This is a genomic window from Microcystis sp. M_QC_C_20170808_M9Col (assembly GCF_007095495.1).
Classification (GTDB): Bacteria; Cyanobacteriota; Cyanobacteriia; order Cyanobacteriales; family Microcystaceae; genus Microcystis; species Microcystis aeruginosa.
Genome location: NZ_SFBZ01000141.1, coordinates 1 through 2,724, shown reverse-complemented (window position 1 = coordinate 2,724; position 2,724 = coordinate 1). Strand labels below are relative to the sequence as shown.

Below are 2,724 nucleotides of genomic sequence, written 5' to 3'. Positions count from 1 at the left end.
GACTCTGTGTAAGACAGTACATGGTTTTTTAACTGTGGTATGCGACGGTGGTGGAAGCAGAAACTTAAATCGTGAGGTTTAGGAATCGCCGCACTTTTAGGGCGGCGAGGATGTCAATGAGGTTCGCTCGTCCTCTATTTTGATCGCCGACTCGTGCAGTCATGTCTTTTTTTCTCTTAGCTGTTGAACCACCTGCCCTGATTAATACTGTAGCCGAACCGGAAACGGAGGAGCGCCAAGTTGCTGAAAATAGTCCCGCGTCTGTAATTCCTCTCCCTGTCACCCCAGCACCTCTAGAAACAAAAAAGCCTTCAGAAGAGAGCGTTTCTATTCCCCTCACCGTCACTCCACCCCCGGAAACCGTCGAGGTAAAACCCTTGGTTCCCGATGAGGGTATTCCCTTAGAACCTTTACCTAGCAGTGGGGGTGATGCGGCAGCTTTAGGAAAACCCCTTTCTGTTCAGAATTCTCCCCCCCCCGCGGCCGTTGATGTCACCATTCATCCCGAAACCGAGATAGTTTCAGGATTAAATCAAAAAGCTCTTAACCAGAAAAATGGCTCAACTCGGCTATTAGTGCGGAAAAAAGGCGAAAAAACCAGCCAAGAATACTTGATTTCCCTCAATAACAGCCTAGATCAGTCCGCTAATCCAGAAGGGGAAAGACCCCTAGAATTAGTGGCCGATGAGCAGGAATTTGACCAAAATCGGCAGATTATCACCGCTAGAGGTAATGTCACCCTGCGTTTTGCCCAAAGTGTACTAACGGCCGATCGCTTACAGATTAATCTTCCCGAAAAGTTAGCGGTAGCGGAGGGCCAGGTGATCCTAACCCGGGGAGATCAAATCCTGCGCGGCGATCGCTTCGAGTATTATTTCGTCCAGGATAGCGGTGTGGTATTTAATGCTAATGGGGAGATTTTTCAACCCAGCACCGCTAGGGATTTAGGACAAACGCTGCCCACGGATGTGGGGGCCGGTAGTTCTTTTGCAACCCTAACCGATCGTTTGGCATTAAATCAACCCTTGCAGAGAATTACCACGGGAGAGGGTTTTCAATTTGTCGTCGGGGGACAGGATCCCAGTCGGCGCGATCGACAGAATATTAGTAGTCCATCGGGGGGAACGATTAATCGTGTCCGTTTTCAGGCCGAACGCTTGAATTTTGATGGTAAGGTGTGGAATGCCACTAATGTGCGTCTGACAAATGACCCTTTTTCCCCTCCTGAGTTGGAAGTTCGGGCTAATTCCGCCACTTTTCGCAGTAGCGGCCCCTTTACCGATGAGTTGCGGATGAGTAATTCCCAGTTGGTTTTCGATCAACGGGTAGTGGCACCCACTTTTATTAATAGTCTTACGTTCGATCGCCGTCGTCGTCGTCCTTTTTTAATTGCTCCGGGCTATGATGGGGAGGATCGGGGCGGATTTTTCGTAGAAAGTCCCCTGACTTTAGTGGAGACACCGAAGACTCTTTTCGAGTTGACACCGCAATATTTAGTGCAAAAAGTCCTTAATCCCGATGCTTTTCCCTCAGCTAACCCCGGAGGTGGGGAAGTTTCGGCCCTTAGTCCGAAAGCTTTTGGTTTATTGGGCAATTTTGCCACTAATTTTGGCGAGCGCTCGTTTTTGCAAGCGACAGCTTCTTTTTCTAATTTAGATTTGGAACAGATCGAAAATAGTGTTCGTTCTAAAATTCGCTTTCAACAGACGATCGGACAGTTGCAGGATCCCTATCTGCTCAATGTGGAGTACAATTATCGCGAGCGTCTCTTTAACGGTTCTTTAGGGTTTCAGACGGTTAATAGCAGTTTTGGGACAATTTTGACCTCACCGGTGATTGTCGTCCCGAATACGGATATTAGACTCAGTTATCAAGCTTCTGTTCAGAATATCAACGCACCCACCGATCGCAGTAATCTCTTACCGGCCAATGCAACGGATAATGTCACTAATTTAAGCCGTTTTCAGGGTGCTGTCTCTCTCAATCGCAGTTTTTTACTCTGGTCTGCCCTTACTTTACCACCGACTCCCGACCAAGGTTTAAGATTTTCTCCCGTTCCCGTTCAACCCTATATTGCTATTGTCACTGGTGTCACCGGTGTCACCGGTTATTACACCAATGGAGAGACGCAAAATTCCGTCACGGGAACCGTGGGATTATTAGGGCAGTTTGGGCGTTTTTCTGGCAATTTTCTCGACTATACCGGGTTTAATCTCAGTTTTAGTCAGGGTTTAGTCAACGGACAATCACCCTTTTTCTTCGATCGCTTTGTTGATCAACAAACAATGTCCTATGGTATAACTCAACAGGTATATGGTCCGATTCGTGTGGGTTTCCAGAGTATTTATAGTATCGATCAAGCGAAGGAAATCAGTACAGAATATTTTCTCGAATGGAGTCGTCGCACCTATAGTTTAATTTTGCGCTATAACCCGGTGCTGCAGTTGGGAATACTCAACATCCGCGTCTCCGATTTCAACTGGACAGGCAACCCCGGCTATTTTGAGGGCAGCGATGTCCGTCCGGTGGTGGATGGAGTAACCCGTTAAGACTAGAAGGGAGAGGGAATTATGAATTATGAATTATGAATTATGAATTAGATTTTTGGCTCTTCGGTTTGTGTTATGCAATGGACGGGGGTTATAAGGGATGGAACCCTTATATAGAAAGGCATTTAGCGATTTTTGTTAATTGTTTTTGATATAGAGCGAACTAATCAATTAA

At 46.7% G+C, this 2,724-nt stretch carries 1 protein-coding gene; it reads left to right on the top strand.

Annotated features, from left to right (window positions below; all coding sequences use genetic code 11):
* The first annotated feature begins 161 nt into the window (after positions 1 to 161).
* On the top strand, positions 162 to 2,549 hold the full coding sequence (locus EWV68_RS08470; RefSeq protein WP_287169481.1) for a DUF3769 domain-containing protein: 2,388 nt from the start codon (positions 162 to 164) through the stop codon (positions 2,547 to 2,549).
* Positions 2,550 to 2,724 lie beyond the last annotated feature (175 nt).